The sequence below is a fragment of the Aquimarina aggregata genome (assembly GCF_001632745.1).
Taxonomy (GTDB): Bacteria; Bacteroidota; Bacteroidia; order Flavobacteriales; family Flavobacteriaceae; genus Aquimarina; species Aquimarina aggregata.
The window spans coordinates 411405-431087 of sequence record NZ_LQRT01000035.1 but is presented as its reverse complement, the minus strand read 5'-3'; the positions used below and the strand labels follow the sequence as shown (position 1 = coordinate 431087).

13 protein-coding genes are annotated in these 19683 nt (G+C 35.2%); 9 read left to right on the top strand and 4 right to left on the bottom strand.

Annotated elements, in window-relative coordinates; translation table 11 throughout:
• Nucleotides 1–30 precede the first annotated feature (30 nt).
• On the top strand, nucleotides 31–2856 hold the full coding sequence (infB, locus tag AWE51_RS20200; protein WP_066317386.1) for a translation initiation factor IF-2: 2826 nt from the start codon (nucleotides 31–33) through the stop codon (nucleotides 2854–2856).
• Nucleotides 2857–2963: 107 nt separating this feature from the next.
• On the opposite strand, the gene AWE51_RS20195 is transcribed toward infB, so the two are convergent.
• Nucleotides 2964–3401: an SPOR domain-containing protein gene (locus tag AWE51_RS20195; RefSeq protein WP_066317381.1), complete on the bottom strand. Its 438-nt coding sequence runs from the start codon at nucleotides 3399–3401 to the stop codon at nucleotides 2964–2966.
• 237 nt (nucleotides 3402–3638) lie between these two features.
• On the opposite strand from AWE51_RS20195, the gene AWE51_RS20190 reads away from it, so the two are divergent.
• Genes AWE51_RS20190 through AWE51_RS20155 form a run of 8 tightly spaced genes read left to right on the top strand, consistent with a single transcriptional unit; the run spans nucleotide 3639 to nucleotide 15482 of the window.
• A complete protein-coding gene (locus tag AWE51_RS20190; protein ID WP_066317379.1) occupies nucleotides 3639–4961 on the top strand; it encodes a c-type cytochrome in 1323 nt (440 codons plus the stop codon).
• A 52-nt stretch (nucleotides 4962–5013) separates the two neighbouring features.
• Nucleotides 5014–8133 (top strand): TAT-variant-translocated molybdopterin oxidoreductase, encoded by a 3120-nt coding sequence (locus AWE51_RS20185; RefSeq protein ID WP_066317377.1) that lies wholly within the window; start codon nucleotides 5014–5016, stop codon nucleotides 8131–8133.
• 34 nt (nucleotides 8134–8167) lie between these two features.
• Nucleotides 8168–9913 (top strand): NrfD/PsrC family molybdoenzyme membrane anchor subunit, encoded by a 1746-nt coding sequence (nrfD, locus tag AWE51_RS20180; protein WP_082832527.1) that lies wholly within the window; start codon nucleotides 8168–8170, stop codon nucleotides 9911–9913.
• 4 nt (nucleotides 9914–9917) lie between these two features.
• Entirely contained in the window at nucleotides 9918–10457 is a 540-nt protein-coding gene (locus AWE51_RS20175; RefSeq protein WP_066317375.1) for a DUF3341 domain-containing protein, read from the top strand.
• A 5-nt stretch (nucleotides 10458–10462) separates the two neighbouring features.
• Nucleotides 10463–11143 carry a c-type cytochrome gene (locus AWE51_RS20170; RefSeq protein WP_066317373.1) on the top strand — a complete coding sequence of 227 codons (681 nt, stop codon included), beginning with the start codon at nucleotides 10463–10465 and terminating at the stop codon, nucleotides 11141–11143.
• 40 nt (nucleotides 11144–11183) lie between these two features.
• Complete coding sequence (locus AWE51_RS20165; RefSeq protein ID WP_066317371.1) at nucleotides 11184–12506, top strand: quinol:cytochrome C oxidoreductase; 1323 nt, start codon at nucleotides 11184–11186, stop codon at nucleotides 12504–12506.
• A gap of 33 nt (nucleotides 12507–12539) precedes the next feature.
• Nucleotides 12540–13616: a cytochrome c oxidase subunit II gene (locus AWE51_RS20160; RefSeq protein ID WP_066317370.1), complete on the top strand. Its 1077-nt coding sequence runs from the start codon at nucleotides 12540–12542 to the stop codon at nucleotides 13614–13616.
• A gap of 48 nt (nucleotides 13617–13664) precedes the next feature.
• On the top strand, nucleotides 13665–15482 hold the full coding sequence (locus tag AWE51_RS20155; protein ID WP_066317369.1) for a cytochrome c oxidase subunit I: 1818 nt from the start codon (nucleotides 13665–13667) through the stop codon (nucleotides 15480–15482).
• A 400-nt stretch (nucleotides 15483–15882) separates the two neighbouring features.
• On the opposite strand, the gene AWE51_RS20150 is transcribed toward AWE51_RS20155, so the two are convergent.
• The 3 genes from AWE51_RS20150 to AWE51_RS20140 form a co-directional block, all read right to left on the bottom strand.
• Nucleotides 15883–17172: a M12 family metallopeptidase gene (locus AWE51_RS20150; RefSeq protein ID WP_066317368.1), complete on the bottom strand. Its 1290-nt coding sequence runs from the start codon at nucleotides 17170–17172 to the stop codon at nucleotides 15883–15885.
• Between the two features lie 235 nt (nucleotides 17173–17407).
• Nucleotides 17408–18433 carry a Gfo/Idh/MocA family protein gene (locus AWE51_RS20145; protein ID WP_066317366.1) on the bottom strand — a complete coding sequence of 342 codons (1026 nt, stop codon included), beginning with the start codon at nucleotides 18431–18433 and terminating at the stop codon, nucleotides 17408–17410.
• The gene (locus AWE51_RS20140; RefSeq protein ID WP_066317363.1) at nucleotides 18426–19682 is read right to left on the bottom strand and encodes an MFS transporter; all 1257 of its coding nucleotides are present in this window, start codon (nucleotides 19680–19682) and stop codon (nucleotides 18426–18428) included. The genes AWE51_RS20145 and AWE51_RS20140 overlap by 8 nt, the downstream gene beginning before the upstream one ends.
• Nucleotide 19683: the final 1 nt, after the last annotated feature.

Genomic DNA, 19683 nt, shown 5'->3' with positions numbered 1-19683 from the left:
TTATATTTGAGCATAAAATAATAGGCATTTATGGCTGAAGCAAAAACAATGAGATTAAATAAGGTATTACGTGAATTCAATATCTCGCTAGATCGGGCTGTTGACTTTTTGAGTTCAAAAGGTCATGATATTGATGCGCGTCCTACCACAAAAATTTCTTCAGAGATTTATCAGCTCTTGTGTGATGAATTTCAGACTGATAAGAGTAAGAAAGTCGCTTCAAAAGAGGTTGGTGAAGAAAAGAAGAAAGAGAAAGAAGCGTTACGCGTGCAGATCGAGAATGAGCAAGAAGAAAAGCGTAAGCAAGCAGAAGCTCGTGAAGTCGTAAAAGCCAAAGCTCAACTAAGTGGGCCTAAACAAGTAGGCAAAATTGACTTAAATAAGAAAGAGGAGCAAACATCGCAGCCCGAAGAAAAAGTAGCAGATGTTCCTCCTAAAAAAGAAAAAGAAGAGGTGAAGGCAAAAGAGCCTGAAATAGTTTCAAATAGACCTGTTAAAAAAGGAATAAAGATTACGAAACAAGCTCCTCCGAAGGAAGTGAAAAAAGAAGAAAAGCCAAAAGCACCTGTAGTAGCCGAGGAAAAGCCAAAGGTTGTTGAGCCTGTTAGCGAAGAAAAACCTGCTACAGAAGAGAAACCAGAAGAGTCGGGGCGTGTTAAAACTCAGTATAAAAAGTTAGATGGTCCAAACTTTACAGGACAAAAAATTGACTTAACTCAGTTTAAGAAGCCGGTAAAGAAAAAAGATGATAAGTCTGATAAGAAGACTGGTGGTGGTTCTGCAGACGCTAAAAAACGTCGAAGAAGAATAAGTAAAGATAACGCTGGTGGACAAGGTGGTAATAGACCGGGTGGCCAGGGAGGTAATAGAGGCCCTGGTAATAGAGGTCCTGGTAATAGGGGTCGTGGTGGTGCCGCAAAAGGCAAAAGACCGCCTGTTGTAAAGGAAGAGCCAAGCGAAGAAGAAGTGCAAAAACAGGTTAGAGAAACCTTAGAGAAATTACAAGGTAAATCTAACAAGTCAAAAGCAGCTAAATACCGTAGAGATAAAAGGGATCAACACCGTCAAAAAGCAGAAGATGATGTTGCACAACAAGAACAAGAAAGTAAAGTTCTAAAGGTAACAGAATTTGTTACAGCTGCAGAAGTCGCTACGATGATGAGTGTGCCAACAACTGATATAATTTCAGCTTGTATGTCTTTAGGGATTATGGTAACCATGAATCAACGTTTAGATGCAGAGACACTTTCTATTGTTGCAGATGAATTTGGTTATGAGGTTAATTTTGTAACCGCAGATATTGAAGAGTCTATTGAAGAAGTTGTTGATGCTCCTGAAGATTTAGTTACACGAGCTCCTATAGTCACTGTAATGGGTCACGTAGATCACGGTAAAACTTCGCTTCTAGATTATATACGAGAAGAAAATGTAATCGCCGGTGAAAGTGGTGGTATTACACAGCATATTGGTGCATATGGAGTTCAGTTGGCAGGAGGGCAAAAAATCGCATTCCTAGATACTCCAGGTCACGAAGCATTTACAGCAATGCGTGCTCGTGGTGCACAAGTAACAGATTTAGCAATTATTGTGATTGCTGCAGATGATGATGTGATGCCCCAGACAAAAGAGGCTATTAGTCATGCACAAGCTGCTGGCGTTCCTATTGTATTTGCTATAAACAAAGTAGATAGACAAGAAGCTAATCCAGAGAAAATAAAAGAGAAGCTTGCTTCTATGAATTTGTTAGTGGAAGATTGGGGAGGTAAAATACAGTCTCATGATATTTCTGCAAAAACTGGATTAGGTGTAAAAGAATTATTAGAAAAGGTACTTTTAGAAGCTGAGATATTAGAGCTTAAAGCAAATCCAGATAGATTAGCATCGGGAACTGTTGTTGAGGCATTCTTGGATAAAGGAAGAGGATACGTTTCTACTATTTTGGTTCAAACAGGAACGCTTCGAGTAGGAGATTATGTTCTTGCAGGAAAAAATAGTGGTAAGGTTAAGGCAATGCAGGATGAGAGAGGTAATAATGTAAAAGAAGCTGGTCCTTCAACGCCAGTGTCAATTTTAGGATTAGATGGTGCGCCACAAGCTGGTGATAAGTTTAATGTGCTAGAAGATGAGCGTGAGGCAAAAGATATTGCTTCTAAAAGAGCTCAGTTGCATAGAGAACAATCGGTGCGTACGCAAAGACATATTACTCTTGATGAAATTGGTAGACGTATTGCACTTGGAGATTTCAAAGAGTTAAATATAATTCTTAAAGGTGATGTTGATGGTTCTGTTGAAGCATTAACAGATTCTTTCCAGAAATTGTCTACAGAAGAGATTCATGTAAATATTATTCATAAAGCTGTAGGTGCTATTACCGAAAGTGATGTGTTATTGGCTTCTGCTTCTGATGCAATTATTATTGGGTTTAATGTTAGACCTGCAGGTAATGCCAGACAGGTTGCTGATAAAGAAGAAATAGATATCAGAACATATTCTATTATCTATGATGCTATAAATGATCTGAAAGATGCAATGGAAGGTATGCTTTCTCCAGTAATGAAGGAAGAGATTACAGGTACTGCAGAGATTAGAGAGACATTCAAAATCTCTAAAATTGGTACAATTGCAGGATGTATGGTTCAGAATGGTAAGATTTTTAGAAATTCAGGAATCCGATTGATAAGAGAAGGTGTTGTGGTGTATACAGGAGAGCTTTCTTCATTAAAACGTTTTAAAGACGATGTTAAAGAGGTAAGTAAAGGTTATGACTGTGGTATGCAAATCAAGAATTATAATGACATAAGAGTCGATGATGTTATTGAAGCTTATCAAGAAGTAGCAGTTAAAAAGAAACTGTAGCTATTAAAGTTTATACATAAAAAAAAGCCGTTACAATTGTAACGGCTTTTTTTTATGTATAAGTGACCTATCTTTATTAAAAGATAGGACTTCGGTTTAATACTTTGTTATTCGGGTTTAAAAATAAAGGCATTTGGAAACTCAGCGTGGATTTCTTTAAGAGCTTTATCTGCATCAAGACGCGTTCTGTAGTTCCCTATCCATACTTTATAATTTGGTGTTTCCCATTGCATTGTTGCGCTCCAATCTGGAAAATTCTCTTTAGCGGACCTCATAATTTCGTTAGCTTTATTTAAATTTCCATAATATAGCTGAATTTTATAGCGATCACTAAACTCTCCATCTTTTTCCATTTTTGATTTTAAATCAAGAAGCATTTTGATTCTAGGGTCTTGATTTATGGTCACAGAAGCCTCTTGTCTAGGGGGGATAATAGCTTTTACAAAGCCATTACTGTCAGGAATTTGAGTATTTATAGTATCCTGAGCAATTAAAGATGAACTATTAAAGTAACAAAAACCTAATAGTAAAATGTAGCCTTTCATGTTTAACATTCTCATTACAAATTGATTTGAAGCAAAGGTAAAGTTTAATAACTCACAATGGTTAAAAAATATTATTTAGAATTATTATAAATTAATACTTAACGGTTCTCTAACATTTCTAAAATCGACTTATTATAGTACTTTTGTCGTCGAATTAAAAGTGATGGTTTTTTATCTTTTCGAGATAGTAAACGAAAAAACCATGCCAAAATTAAGACGATAATTCTACGTAATAATATGAAACAGGTGAAACACCGAAATTCAGCCTCCAAAATCCTAATCATAGGAACTGTTTTTTTATTTACTTTTTTTAATCCTGTTTTTGGACAGGAAGAAGCAGTTGCTGATAGTGCTGTTGCAACAGAAGCCTCTGCTGGAGGTGATGCAGCAAAAGGAAAAGCATTATTTAATTCTCTTTGTGCAGCATGTCATAAAAGATATAAAAAGATGACAGGTCCAGCTCTTTTTGGAGTTGCTGATAAGTACGAAAGAGAGTGGATATACTCTTGGGTAAAAAATAGTGCAGCAATGATTGCATCTGGTGATGCACAAGCGGTAGCTATTTATGAAGAGTATAACAAAACTGCGATGAACGCATTTCCGCAGTTAACTAATGGTGATATAGATAATATTTTGGCGTATGTAATGGAGCCAAAAGCTGCGCCAGCCGTTGCTGCAGGTTCAGGATCTACGGTTGCTCCGACATCTAGTGATTCAAGAGTATCTACCGATATTATCCTTGCTGGTTTGGCATTAGTTTTCTTAATGTTAGTTGTGATATTGTTTTTAGTAAATAATACACTTAAACGTTTTGCAGAAGCTAGTAATATAGAATTACCAGAACCAGAAGCTAGAACTCCTATCTGGAAAGCTTTTGTTCAAAATCAATTCTTAGTTTTAGTTACAGCTATATTCTTATTGTTAACAAGTGGTTACTTTGTTTATGGGTACTTTATGCAGGTTGGTGTTGATCAAGGGTATCAGCCAATACAGCCAATTCATTACTCGCATAAAATTCACGCAGGTGATAATCAGATAGAGTGTAAGTATTGTCACTCTTCTGCACGTGTTTCAAAACATTCTGGGATTCCTTCTCTTAATGTGTGTATGAATTGTCATAAATCTATAGGTGAAGTTGCAGAAACTACAGCTACAGAAGATTATTCTAAGGAGTTTTATGACGGTGAAATCCAAAAGCTATATAAGGCTGTGGGATGGGATGCAGATGCTCAAAAATATACAGGAGAAACAGAGCCAGTAAAATGGGTTCGTATTCATAATTTACCTGACTTTGCATATTTTAATCACTCACAACACGTAAGCGTTGCAGGTGTTGAATGTCAAAAATGTCATGGACCGGTAGAAGAGATGGAAATCATGTATCAACATGCTCCACTTACTATGGGGTGGTGTATCAATTGTCACAGAGAAACTAATGTAAAAGTGGCGGATAATAAATATTATGAGAAGATTCATTCAGAACTCTCTAAAAAATATGGCGTGGATAAACTAACAGCTGCTCAAATGGGTGGTCTGGAATGTGGTAAATGTCATTACTAATAAAATTGTATCCGATTTCGGATAAATATTAAGAAGCTAATATCAATTATATATGTCATCAAACAAGAAATACTGGAAAAGTGTTGAAGAGCTAAACGAAAATAGCTCTATTGTTGAGACGCTACAACAAAACGAATTTGTACAGGAAATTCCGACAGATGAGTTTTTGGGAGATAAGTCATCCTTAGAGAATTCGTCAACTACACGTCGTGATTTTCTTAAATATGTAGGTTTTAGTACAGCAGCTGCTTCACTTGCAGCATGCGAAGGTCCTGTTAAAAAATCAATACCTTACGTTGTTCAGCCAGACAGAATTGTTCCTGGTGTGGCAAACTATTATGCTACTACTATAGCTGATGGTTTTGATTTCGCTAGTGTTTTAATAAAAACAAGAGAAGGTCGACCTATCAAAGTAGAAAATAATAATCTGGCAAGATCTAATGGAGAAGCTAATGCAAGAGTGCATGCTTCTGTATTGTCATTGTATGATAATACACGTCTTCAAGGACCTAAAAAAGGGAAAGAAGATATTAGTTGGGCAGATTTAGATAAAGAAGTAGGGGCTAAGCTAAATGCACTTGGTGGAAAAGAGTTAGTAATATTTACTCAAACGTTTGCTAGTCCTTCTACATCAAAGCTGATTGCAGAATTTAAAGCTAAATATCGAAATGTAAAGCATGTTGTATATGATGCGATTTCTCAAAGTGAAGCTTTAGATGCGTATCAAATTATGTACGGAGAAAGAGCTTTAGCAGATTATGATTTTGCAAAAGCTAATACCGTGGTAAGTATTGGAGCAGATTTCTTAGGAGATTGGCAAGGTGGTGGATATGATGGTGGATATGCTCAAGGGCGCGTGCCTAAAAATGGTAAAATGTCAAAGCATATTCAGTTTGAATCGAACATGTCTTTGTCAGGAGCTAATGCAGATACAAGAGTAGCAATAAAGCCTTCACAGCAAAAACAAGTGTTGGCGGCATTATACGCTTATGTAACAGGGTCTGGATCAAAAAGCTCTTTAGGAGCTAATCTTGATGCAGCTGTAGTAAAAGCGGCTAAAGAAATCCAGAAAGCTGGTAGTAACGCATTAGTAGTATCGGGTATACAAGACGTTGATGCACAATTAGTAGTGCTAGAGATAAATAAGACAATAAAAAGTAAAGCATTTAACGAAAGTACACCTCGTAAAATAAGACAAGGTGATGCTAAAGCTGTTGCTCAGCTTGTAAAAGATATGAATGCTGGTCGTGTTGGAGGTATATTGATAGCAGGAGTAAATCCTGTGTTTTCATTGCCAAATGCCGAGGAATTTAAAACAGGTCTTGGTAAAGTTGATATTTCTGTAGCTTTCAGTATGCATGATGATGAAACATCGTCTGAGTGTAATTATATTGCTACAACTCCACATTATTTAGAAGCCTGGGGAGATGTTGAGTTGAAGAAAGGAAGTTATAGCCTTGTGCAACCAACTATCAAGCCTTTATTTGATACAAGACAGTTTCAAGAAACATTATTGAAGTGGACAGGTAACTCATCTACTTATCACGATTATATTAAAAGTGCATGGACTGGTATTCTAGGAGGATCTTCTTGGAACCAAGCTTTGCATGATGGAGTGTTAGTGCAACCTTCATTACCAAAACAAGAATTGGTTGATGCTATTGCAGCTCCAGAAGGAGATGCTGTTGTAGAAGGAGAAGCTCCTATTGTAAGTGGGCCTAATGTTGGTGCTGCTGCAAGAAGACTTTCAATAGCTAAAGCAAGTGGTTTAGAACTTACTTTATATACTAAGACATCATTAGGAGATGGACAACAGGCAAATAATCCTTGGTTACAAGAAATGCCTGATCCAATTACTAGAGCTTCTTGGGATAACTATTTAACAGTTTCTAAAGCAGATGCTCAAGAGTTAGGGTTGACAAATGAAAATGTAGCTAACGGTGCATTAAATGGTAGTTATGCTAAAGTTACTGCTAACGGAAAAGATGTCGTTGTACCAGTAATTATTCAGCCAGGACAAGCAAAAGGTTCTGTTGGATTAGCGTTGGGTTACGGAAAATCTCACGGCCTTAAAGAAGAAATGGTAGTAGGTGTTAATGCCTATACATTATATCAAAACCTTAATGCAGTACAGAATGTATCTGTTTCAGCAGCAGAAGGTACGCATGAGTTTGCTTGTGTGCAGTTGCATAATACGTTAATGGGACGTGGTGATATTGTAAAAGAGACCACGCTTGAAATATTCAACACAAAAGATAAGCACGAATGGAATGCAATTCCTGAAGTTAGTAAAAATCATATTGAGTATGAGGTAACTTCTCCAGAGGTTGATCTTTGGGATGAATTCGATCGTTCTGTAGGTCATCATTTTAATCTTTCTATAGATTTAAATGCTTGTACTGGATGTGGTGCCTGCGTGATTGCATGTCATGCAGAAAATAATGTCCCTGTAGTTGGTAAATCAGAAATACGTAGATCTCGTGATATGCACTGGTTACGTATTGATCGTTATTATTCTTCTCAAGATACTTTTGATACAGATAATGTTAAAAAAGATAATATTGCTGGATTAGGAAGTTCTTTGTCAGAATTTGGAGAGATGGAAAGCCCTGCAGAGAATCCACAAGTAGTATTTCAACCTGTAATGTGTCAACATTGTAATCATGCTCCATGTGAAACAGTATGTCCTGTAGCGGCAACTTCTCATGGTAGACAAGGTCAAAATCACATGGCATATAACCGTTGTGTTGGAACAAGATACTGTGCAAATAACTGCCCTTATAAAGTACGTAGATTTAACTGGTTCTTGTATAATAACAATGACGAGTTTGATTATCATATGAATAATGATTTAGGTAGAATGGTTATTAATCCTGATGTAACAGTACGTTCTAGAGGGGTTATGGAAAAATGTTCTATGTGTATCCAAATGACTCAAAAAACTATTTTGGATGCAAAAAGAGATGGTAGAGTAATCAAGGATGGAGAATTCCAAACTGCTTGTTCTGCTGCTTGTTCATCAGGTGCTATGGTATTTGGTGATATTAATGATAAGGATAGCGAGGTTGCTAAACTTAAAGAAGATAACCGTATGTATCACTTACTTGAGCATGTTGGAACAAAACCTAATGTTATGTACCAAACTAAAGTAAGAAATACTACAGAAGCCTAATTAACTAAATAAAGAATCAATTCAATTATAAAGGATTATGTCTCATTACGAAGCACCTATAAGAAAGCCTTTAGTAACTGGCGATAAAACGTACCACGACGTAACTGTCGATGTTGCAGCACCAGTTGAAGGTAAAGCAAACAAATCATGGTGGATTGTATTTTCTATCGCGCTTATTGCTTTCCTTTGGGGGATAGGTTGTATAATATATACAGTTTCTACAGGTATAGGAACCTGGGGATTAAATAAAACAGTAGGTTGGGCCTGGGATATCACCAATTTTGTATGGTGGGTAGGTATAGGTCACGCCGGAACACTGATTTCTGCAGTACTATTGCTTTTCCGTCAAAAATGGAGAATGGCAATTAACAGATCTGCAGAAGCGATGACCATTTTCTCGGTTATTCAAGCAGGTTTGTTCCCAATTATTCACATGGGTAGACCATGGTTAGCATATTGGGTACTGCCTATTCCAAATCAATTTGGATCTCTGTGGGTAAACTTTAATTCACCCTTACTTTGGGATGTATTTGCAATTTCTACGTATTTATCAGTATCATTAGTTTTCTGGTGGACAGGTTTATTACCAGATTTTGCGATGATCAGAGATAGAGCAATTACACCATTTAATAAAAAGATATACGGTATCCTTTCTTTTGGATGGAGTGGAAGAGCAAAAGACTGGCAACGTTTTGAAGAAGTGTCTTTAGTACTTGCAGGTTTGGCAACACCACTTGTACTTTCTGTACATACAATTGTATCTTTTGATTTTGCTACGTCTGTAATACCAGGGTGGCATACTACGATTTTCCCTCCTTATTTTGTGGCAGGGGCAATCTTCTCAGGATTTGCAATGGTAAATACCTTACTTATTATCATGAGAAAGGTTTCTAATCTAGAAGACTACATTACTATCCAGCATATAGAATTAATGAATATTGTAATCATGATTACTGGTTCTATAGTGGGTGTAGCATATATAACAGAACTGTTTGTTGCATGGTACTCTGGAGTAGAGTACGAACAGTATGCTTTCTTAAATAGAGCAACTGGACCTTACTGGTGGGCATATTGGGCAATGATGACGTGTAACGTATTCTCTCCACAGTTTATGTGGTTCCCAAAACTGAGAAGAAGTATCATGTTCTCTTTCTTTATTTCTATTGTTGTAAATATAGGGATGTGGTTTGAGCGTTTTGTAATTATTGTAACATCATTACATAGAGATTATTTACCATCTTCATGGACAATGTTCTCTCCTACTTTTGTTGATATAGGAATTTTTATCGGAACGATAGGATTCTTCTTCGTATTGTTCTTATTATATGCGCGTACATTCCCAGTGATTGCACAAGCTGAAGTAAAAACTATTTTGAAATCTTCGGGAGAGAAGTATAAAAAATTAAGAGAAGCTGGGATTGATCATAGAGATCAATTACCAAAAAGTAACGTGAAGATTACTACAGAAGAGGTAGTGGCAGAGCAAGTAGTAGAAAAGACAGAAGCTAAGGAAGCTAGTCAAGATGACATCAATAGTTTACTTGATAATTTAGGTACTTTTGATGCTTCTACACAAACTGCTGATGATCTTAAGAAAGTAAACGGAATTGGACCTGTTATGGAAAATAAACTTAACGAGATTGGAATATTTACTTTCGATCAAGTAAGTAAAATGACTAAAGCAGAGTACGATTTATTAGATAGTATAACAGGATCTTTCCCTGGTAGAGCACAACGTGATGATTGGGCTGGTCAGGCAGAACAACTTAAAAATAACTAATAGTATGGCATCAAAAGTTATACATGCATTATATATAGATGACGACGTTCTGATGGACGCTGTTAAGAAAGTTCGAGCAGAACATTATCATATCGAAGAGATATTTACACCTTTTCCAGTTCACGGACTTGATAAAGCAATGGGATTACCACATACCAGATTAGCTATTACAGCTTTTATGTATGGTTGTGTTGGGTTAACAGTTGCGATCTTAATGATGAATTTTATTATGATCGAGGACTGGCCACAAGATATCGGTGGTAAACCAAGTTTTAGTTACCTTGAAAACATGCCCGCATTTGTGCCTATCATGTTTGAACTTACTGTATTTTTTGCAGCGCATTTAATGGTAATTACTTTTTATATGAGAAGTAGATTATGGCCATTTAAAAAAGCAGAAAATCCTGATGTAAGAACTACAGATGATCATTTCTTAATGGAAGTTGATGCTGGAAATCATGATGTTAATAAACTAACTAGTTTATTAGGAGACACAGGAGCAGTAGAAATTAAAGTAATAGATAAGGAAGAAGATAACCATTAGTACTAATGAAAAATACTATTAAAATATTAGCAGCCGCAGTAGTGATGATTAGTGTTGTTTCTTGTCAAAAAGATACAAAGCCAAATTATCAGTATATGCCAAATATGTATGAGTCTGTAGGTTACGAGACTTATGGTGAGTATGGTGTATTTGGAGAAAATGGACAAGAAGCTAAATTACCAGCAGAAGGATCTATCCCAAGAGGTTGGATGCCGTATGACTTTGAAAACTCTAACGAAGGGTATCAACTGGCTAAGGATACATTAAAGAATCCTATTCGATACACAAAAGAAAATGAAGAAAAAGGTAAAGAGCTTTACAATATTTATTGTGCGATTTGCCATGGAGATAAAGGAAACGGAAAAGGAACTTTAGTAAAAAGAGAAAAGATTCTAGGAGTACCAAGTTACGATGATGCAGGTAGAGCTATTACAGAAGGAAGTATCTATCATGTAATGTACTACGGGATTAATTCTATGGGGTCTTATGCTTCTCAGACTAATGAACATGAACGTTGGCAGATTGTTCAATATGTTGAAAAACTAAAAGCAGATCTCGAAGGTAAAACACCGAGAATTGATGCTGATGTTGCTATTGTTGAAACAGAAAAGATCAAAGAAGATCATCATACAGCAACAGAAGAAGATCATCACGAATCAACAGAAGAACATAGTAACGCACACTAGTGCAGTAGTAAAAAGTTAAGAATAACGATATTATAAAGATATGTATACGCTATCAAATAGATTAAGATTATTTTCTATCATCCTTATGGTTGTAGGTCTTGTAGGTCTTGTTATAGGATTTGCTGATAGACCTGGTTCTATAGAAGAGGTAAAAGAAATGATGGCAGCGCACGACGCTCATGGAGGTGGTCATGGTGAAGCAGTACAAGCCGCGTCTCATGGAGAATCACATGCTGAAGATGCTCATGGAGGTGACGCACATTATGAACACATTTTACATCAACTACAAAATAAGCCTTGGGCTTCATTATACATTGCAGCGTTCTTCTTTTTTATGATCGCTTTAGGTGTACTTGCATTTTATGCGATACAATTTGCGGCGCAAGCAGGATGGTCTCCTGTATTGTTTAGGGTAATGGAGGCAATTACTGCATATCTAGTTCCCGGTGGTTTGATCTTATTTGTAATCTTGGCTTTATCAGGATTTCATGTAAACCATTTATTCGTGTGGGCAGATCCAGAAGTTGTTGCACATGATAAATTAATCCAAGGTAAATCAGGTTGGTTAAACGGAACTGGTTTTATAATTAGAGCGGCTATTTTTATGGGTGGTTGGTTATTATATCGCCATTTTGCCGTTAAATTTTCTAGAAAACAAGACGAAAGCCCTGAAGGTAACGTTTGGTATAAGAAAAGTTTTAAAATTGCAGCTGGATTCTTAGTATTCTTTATTTATACAGAATCAATGATGTCATGGGATTGGATAATGAGTTTTGATCCGCACTGGTTTAGTACATTATTTGGTTGGTATGTGTTTGCAAGTTTATTTGTATCGGGAATTACTACAATTGCACTGATAACAATTTACCTTAAATCTAAAGGATATTTAGAATTTGTAAATAATAGTCATATACATGATTTGGCTAAATTTATGTTCGGTATTAGTATTTTCTGGACATACCTTTGGTTCTCTCAATTTATGCTGATTTGGTATTCGAATATACCAGAAGAGGTAACCTATTTCATTACACGTATCGAAGATTATAAACTTCCATTCTTCGGAATGTTAGTAATGAATTTCATTTTCCCTTTATTAGTGTTAATGAATAGTGACTTTAAACGTGTAAATTGGTTCGTGGTAATGGCAGGAATTGTAATCCTTTGTGGTCACTATATAGATGTATATAATATGGTTATGCCTGCAACTGTTGGTGAATCTTGGTTTATTGGGATTAGCGAAATAAGCGCTGTGTTATTGTTCTTAGGACTGTTCTTATTTGTAGTGTTCAGAGCACTAACAAAAGCTCCGTTGCTTGCTAAGGGTAATCCGTATTTAGAGGAAAGTAAACATTTCCATTATTAAAATTTGAATTGTAAAATAAGAAGATAGATAAAAATGAGTGTATTTTTAACCATAGTAGTTATAGCGCTTTTCGGAATTACATTGTGGCAAATGTCAAAAATTTTGAAATTGTCTCAATTAAAGAATGCGGATAATTCTCAAGTCGCAAATGATAAGGATAACAATTTACAAGGTAAGCTTATGCTTGCATTTGTAATATTCATGTACTTATTAACCTTATATTGCTTTGTGCAGTATCATACGTTCTTCCTTCCAGAATCGGCTTCTGAGCATGGGGTAGATTATGATCAATTGATGTTCATCTCTATGGTGCTTATATTTATTGTTCAATTCCTTACACAAGGATTGTTACACTATTTCGCATACAAATACAGAGGTAAGAAAGGAAATCAAGCTTTATTCTTTGCTGATAATGATAAATTAGAATTTATTTGGACGATAATTCCGGTAATCGTATTAGCTGGATTAATTATTTATGGTTTATTTACTTGGACCGATATTATGAATATCGACGAAGAAGAAGGAGATCCATTAATTGTCGAATTATATGCTTATCAGTTTGATTGGAGAGCAAGATATGCTGGATCAGATAATGAACTAGGTAAAGCGAATGTTCGTTTTATTGAAGGAATTAATACATTAGGTATTGATGTTGCAGACAATTATGGTAAAGATGATAAAATAACTACCGAATTACATTTACCTGTTAATAGAAAGGTTATCTTTAAGATGAGATCACAGGATGTATTGCACTCTGCATATATGCCTTTCTTTAGAGCACAGATGAATGTTGTTCCTGGTATGATCACAGAATTTTCATATACACCTACAATGACTTCTGAAGAGATGAAGAATAGTGATTTTATGGTTGAGAAAGTTGCTACGATCAATAAAATTAGAAAAGAAAAGAGTAAAAAATTAGTTGCAAAAGGTGACGAGGCTTTAGAAACATACGAATTCGAGTATTATTTGTTATGTAATAAAATTTGTGGAGCATCTCACTATAATATGCAAATGAAGATTGTTGTAGAATCTGAAAAGGATTATGAAGCTTGGTTAAAAACACAACCAACTTTTGGAGAACAATTATCTGCACAAGCAAGCAACTAAGAAGAGAAAGAAAAATTAATATAGTATATTAAAAAAGAAATGAGCGTTATGTCAGCACATCAAGGAGATAACCACGATCACGGTCACGACGATCACGGGCACCATAAGGAGACATTTATTACTAAATATATTTTTAGTCAAGATCATAAAATGATCTCTAAGCAGTATTTGATTACTGGTTTGATTATGGGAATTATTGGTATTGCAATGTCTTTATTGTTTAGAATGCAATTGGCATGGCCAGATCACCAGTTTACAGTTTATGAAGTTTTACTTGGTAAATTTGGTAAAGATGGGGTTATGGATCCAAGTATGTACTTGGCTTTAGTAACTATTCACGGTACTATCATGGTATTCTTTGTACTTACTGCAGGTTTGAGTGGTACATTTAGTAACTTACTAATTCCATTACAAATTGGAGCACGTGATATGGCTTCAGGATTCTTAAATATGATATCGTACTGGTTATTCTTCTTAAGTAGTGTAATCATGGTGCTATCATTATTTGCCGAAGCTGGGCCAGCATCTGCAGGTTGGACAATTTACCCACCTTTAAGTGCATTGCCACAGGCAATTGGTGGTTCCGGAACAGGGATGACTTTATGGTTAGTATCGATGGCTATATTTATAGCATCATCTTTATTAGGGTCATTAAATTATGTGGTAACGGTTATAAACCTTAGAACTAAAGGGATGTCTATGACAAGAATGCCACTTACAATTTGGGCGTTCTTTGTAACTGCGATCATCGGTGTTGTATCATTTCCAGTTTTATTATCTGCAGCTTTACTATTAATAATGGATAGAAGTTTTGGTACTTCGTTCTATTTAAGTGATATCTATATTCAAGGAGAAGTATTACATAATCAAGGTGGGTCACCTGTATTATTTGAACATTTATTTTGGTTCTTAGGTCACCCAGAAGTGTATATCGTTTTATTACCGGCATTGGGTATTACTTCAGAGATAATAGCTACAAATTCACGTAAACCAATTTTTGGATACCGAGCGATGGTTGCTTCTATATTAGCAATTGCATTCTTATCTACAATTGTATGGGGTCACCATATGTTTATATCGGGAATGAATCCATTTTTAGGATCAGTATTTACATTTACAACATTATTGATCGCTATACCATCAGCAGTAAAAGCATTTAACTATATCACTACACTATGGAAAGGTAATTTGCAACTTAACCCAGCAATGTTATTCTCTATTGGATTGGTATCTACTTTTATAACAGGTGGTCTTACAGGAATCATTCTTGGTGATAGTACTCTTGATATTAATGTGCACGATACGTATTTTGTAGTAGCGCATTTCCACTTAGTAATGGGAATATCTGCTCTTTATGGATTATTTGCAGGTGTATATCATTGGTTCCCTAAGATGTATGGTAAAATGATGAATAAAAACTTGGGATATGTACATTTTTGGGTAACAGCAATTGGTGCGTACGGAGTATTCTTCCCAATGCACTTCATTGGTATGGCAGGATTACCACGTCGTTACTATACAAATTCTAATTTCCCATATTTTGATGATTTACAAGATACTAATGTGTTAATAACAGTATTTGCATTAATTACCGCTGCGGCACAGTTAGTATTCTTATATAACTTTATTCATTCTATGTTCTATGGTAAGAAAGCAACGCAAAATCCATGGAGTTCAAATACTTTAGAGTGGACTACACCAGTAGAGCATATGCATGGTAACTGGCCAGGAGCAATCCCTAGCGTATATAGATGGCCTTACGATTACAGTAAAACTAATGAAAATGGTGAGTATGTAATTGCTGGACAGGACTTTGTTCCTCAAATCGTACCATTGCAGGATAACGAAGAAGAAATGCATCATTAATGATTTATATTGATGTTTAAAATATAAAAGCTCTTTCATCTAGGAAAGAGCTTTTTTTATACGTACAATCGAACAGTAAAGAGTTGTATCACTTATGTAACTATAAAACTGTTTAAAAACCTTGTTTAGATATAATAGATTCTTAAAAGATCTACTCGTAGAACTAATATTTAAAGCAGAAATTAATCACTATTTACTTTTATCATATCTATAATATGGAAATTTATAAAAGAGAAGTTTTAGAATGTTTGAAATATAAGAATGGAGTATGGGTTAAGTTTGCCATTAAGTAATATAACCTATAGAAGTTTGATAAAGTTAAAAGGCTGCTATATGTTAGTAGCAGCCTTTATTAGATTATGATTACAAATCTATTACGTGATTAAAATTTGTGTTATATCTAGTTGTTTACAAAAACTCTTAAGTCAATTATTCCATATCCACTTTGTTCTTGAGCTTCAATTCCAGTAATAAATCTTCCAGAAGGAGCATTGTACCTTAAAACTCTATTCGCTCTTGGATTATTAGTCGCCCAAGGAGTTTTGTTTCCATTTTGGCTAATAAGCCTTACATCAATGATTCCATAACCATATTGTTCTCTTACTTCAATCCCAGTAGCATAATCATTTGGGTTGCTAAAAGAAACAGATTTGATACGTCCTCTAGTGTTGGTTGTTGTCCAAGCAGATGAGACACTGCCTCTGGTAATAGCAGCATTGATAACGCCATATCCAGATTGTTCTCTTACTTTTATTCCTCTAACGCTACCGTCAATAATCTTTTGACCTCTAGAAGCTCCTCTTCGATTATTTGTTAACCAAAAAGACACATTAGCATACCTTCTTTCGATACCATCAATATCTTGTTGAGATAAAGCATTTCTTTGTACACTATATGTAGTTCCATTTTTTCTAGTAATAGTTGGTTGTCCATTCTTAGAAAATGCAAATGGTCCGTACATCATTATACTTCCAAAATCTAAAGCAGAAGTATATTCATTTCCGTCTTGGTTTTGCTGTCCATAAGTCTGAAAATTGAATGCTCTTCCATTTTCGATATTATTAAAGTTAATGTTTATGTATCTGTCTCTGTCAGCTCTACTTTGTTCATGCCATAATCCAATTGCATGACCAATTTCATGAATAGTATTTCCAGTAGAACAACCATTTGCAAGTGTTATGTTTTGAGCACCTCCTTGTCTACCTACGAATGATGAACATCCATTACCGTTTCTAAAACGAATATAGTCACGCTGATTTGTTCGTCTTACAAATCTTAGATCAGTTTCTTGCTCCCAATGAGCAATGGCATCTGTAACTCTGGCTTGATTAGGTAAATTACTGTCTATGGTAAAAAATACAGTTCTATTTGGCCATTTCCATTTATCTAATGATCGACCAACACTTTTTTCTTCAAGGGTATTTTCAATATTTGGATTAATCAAAATATCACCCTGATAAACATAATTGTTGTTAATTTCTTCAACAATAACTGTTTGATTGTTCAGAAGAACTTCTTTTAAATCTCCAGTTTTATTTGGAAATGCTAATTCTTGCGAAAAATTAGTTTCAGTAGAGTTGATTACCGATACAGCTGTGGTGTCATTTTCTTTTTCACAACTTAATAGTGCCGCAGCTAGTGCTAGCATACAAGACATTCTAGTAAAGCCAAGTACGTTTGATTTTTTCATAATTTGTTAGTTTGTAGTTAATATTTATGCGGCAAATAAACAACAAAAGTTATAGGTAGAACATCCCCTTTTTTAGGGAATTTGCACCTTTTGTTTTACACTTTTTCTAAGAAGAGAGAACAAATCTTGTCTGTATAGAGTGTTGTAGTAATACACCTATATTAGAGAAAAGGGTTTATAGATATGTCTTAGTTGTTTAATGAAATTTATTTAGTTTAAACTAAGTTTTTTGGAGTTAAACCTCAACAGGCATGTTAATTTTTGCAGATTGATATACTGCCTCTTGGGCACTAAGGTTTTTTAAATAATTATCTACATTAGTTTCAAAAACCCCATCAAAAATCATGTTGTCTACGTAATCTCTTTGAAAGAGATAACAACAGTCTCCAGCAAAACCAATATCATTATGTGTGTACGCATGTTCTTTTTCGTTTTCACCCAGTAGTTGTATAGTTATTTTTCCGTCTGGATATAATCTAATAGAGCCTTTTGAACCGTCGATAAGATATTCTCCAAAAGTATATCTAGGGGATAGATAATTACTCTCATTATAGCGATTGGCATCCCAGGTGGCGTGTGCGTTATTTTTAAAGTTAAGGATCATCATACCACAATCTTCGCCTTTAATAATTGGGTTTAGTTTTTTTAGTATTGCATATACATTTTTGATTTCACCTGCATGATATCTAAAAGTGTCTATGTAATGTACACCTGTTTCATAAATTAATAATTTTTCGTAGTCCCGAAAATAGGGTTGCCTTTCAAGATAGGCATCATTACCCCAGCCATCGCCTAATCGTGACCTGAAATTCAGATTAAAAAGGTCACCAATTTCATTATGATCAATAATTTTTTTTATTTCTCTATGCCAAGGCTGAAAGCGAAAATTTTCATGAACAACAAATCGTACTCCTTTACTTTTAACATAAGCGACAAGTCGAATAGCTTCTTCATAAGTTGGAGCCAATGGTTTTTGACAAATAATATCTATTCCTTGATCAGCTGCAAAACAGCACATTTCAAAATGTGTTTCTGGAGGCGTAATAATATCAACAAAATCAGGTTTTTCTTGAATTAGCATTTCTTTGTAATCCTGATATTGTTTTTTAATCAAGTAGGTATTCTTGACCTCTTTTGCACGAGTAGTATTTAAATCACAGAGCGCAGTGATTGCTACTTCAGGTATTCTGGTCCAAGCTTCATATTGAAATCTACTAAAGTATCCTGCTCCTATAGCTACACCTTTCAATTTCTTAGTCATTCACAACGGTTTTATCGGGATTCATATTTAACCAAAATATAATTGCGACTCCTGCTAATACAGCGGCAGTATAAAAGAAAGGATCATTTGATCCTGTCCATTCTTGTAAATAAGGAAAAGCAAGAGCTGTCGCAAATGCTCCCAGATTTCCTGCCATATTCATCATTCCTGATACTTTACCAGAATTTTCTTGCCCTATATCCATACAAAAAGACCATGAGGGACTTAGAGTCATATCTGCACCAAATATAGCAATAGAGATGCATAAAACAGCACCAAGAGGCGTATTCATGTATAAACTTGAGATAATACCAATAATAACAAATATGAATCCTGTTATTGCAGGAACTCTTCTCGAGAGTTTCCATTTACCTTTTTTATAGATAACATCAACCATAAATCCCGAAACCCAATTTCCTAGTGCGCCTGCTAATAATGGAACCATGGCGTAAAACCCTGCGTCTACAAGATTAAGTCCATATTTTTGCTTGATATAAGGAAATAACCAAGTAAGTGTAAAGAAGAAAATAAAATTGCTACCAATGTATTGACCCATGGCAAAAAGAACATTTTTAGAGCTTAAAATTTGTTTAATTGAGACTCCTTTATTGTCTGATATTTTTTCTTTTTGACGGTTTTCAATAATGTATTGTTTTTCTTTTTCTGAAATTGCGTTATGTTCTTCAGGAGTATTTCTAAACATCCAATAAAATAGTAAGGCTATAACAATACCAATAGCTCCAAAAAAGTAAAAAATGGTTCTCCAGCCCCACGCATCAATAAGATAAGCTACTAATGGTAATGCAAATGCGGCTCCCAGACGTGAACCAGAGAAATTTATACCTTGAAAAATTCCACGTTCTTTTAGAGGAACCCAAGAAAATGCAGCTCTTGATATGTTTGGAAAAGCTCCTGCTTCTCCTGCTCCAAAAATAAACCGGAAACATAACATCGAAACATAATTCCATGCAGCACCTGTTAATGACGTAAATAAGGACCATGTGATCATGATGATCGTCATTACTTTTCGTACACCAAATTTATCTCCTAAAGCTCCTCCTGGGACTTGAAATAATGCATACCCTAAGGCAAATGCACTTAATACCCAACCCATTTCAATATCAGTAAGAGTGAGATCAGTACTAATAGCCTCTTTGGCAGATGATATACATACTCTATCAATATAAAGTAGTAATGTGATGAAAAAAGAACCTGCAAAAAAGCCATACCTTCTAGATGCTATAGTCATG